Source organism: Salibacter sp. (assembly GCF_031581065.1).
In the GTDB taxonomy this organism is placed as follows: Bacteria; Bacteroidota; Bacteroidia; order Flavobacteriales_G; family Salibacteraceae; genus Salibacter.
This window is the reverse complement of the sequence record NZ_JAVLBN010000103.1, coordinates 1-690: the sequence shown is the minus strand read 5'-3', so window position 1 is coordinate 690 and position 690 is coordinate 1. Positions and strand designations below refer to the sequence as shown.

Genomic DNA, 690 nt, shown 5'->3' with positions numbered 1-690 from the left:
ACACCCCCGACGCGCTCGCAAGCGGTTACCTGCACGGCACCGCCATGGCGCTCCAGGGGCTGTTGCAACGGTGCGCGGCGAATGCGCCTGAGGCGCTGACGGCGGTCTTAACCGGTGGCGATGCCATCTTGATCAGCCGTTATCTGGACCGGTCGGTCACCTTGCGCCCGGACCTTGTCCTCGAAGGCATAGCCGCCCTTCAGTAGCATTTGCGAATTGCCCGTTGCGGTCAACCGGGGTACCCTCCCACGCTGCATGAAAGATGCTGGCGTAGCTCAGTTGGTAGAGCAGCTGATTTGTAATCAGCCGGTCGGGGGTTCGAATCCTCTCGCCAGCTCCAATTTTCCGCTCGCTTGCTGCGGTGTGCTAACTTGGTCAATTATCTTAATTTTGATGATGCTTCTCGATCAGCATAAAGCGTGCCTTCTGGTTCGGTAAGACCGTTGATCGGGGTGCAAGGGAAACGGAATGCGAGTGGTACATGTATACAAGGCCTTTACCGACGCGAACGCAGGGGGCGTCGCTCGGTCGATTGCAGCGCTTGCGGCGGGCATGCGCGGGCATCCAGTAGATCATTGCCTCTACACGCTTTCACCAGAGGGGCCTTGGGCGCGCGATCTGTCAGAGATTAATCTCAGCGTTCAGGCGGGTCGGCGGACAGGCGTGGTTTTCTCCACCGATTTTTCTATG

Annotated in this window: 1 protein-coding gene and 1 tRNA gene; both read left to right on the top strand. The window is 58.7% G+C overall.

The window, feature by feature from the left end; all coding sequences use genetic code 11:
• On the top strand, nt 1–206 hold a 206-nt coding region (locus tag RI557_RS11670), incomplete at its 5' end, for a hypothetical protein (protein ID WP_310683950.1).
• Between the two features lie 58 nt (nt 207–264).
• Nucleotides 265–340 (top strand) — tRNA-Thr (locus tag RI557_RS11665).
• The last annotated feature ends 350 nt before the right edge of the window (nt 341–690 follow it).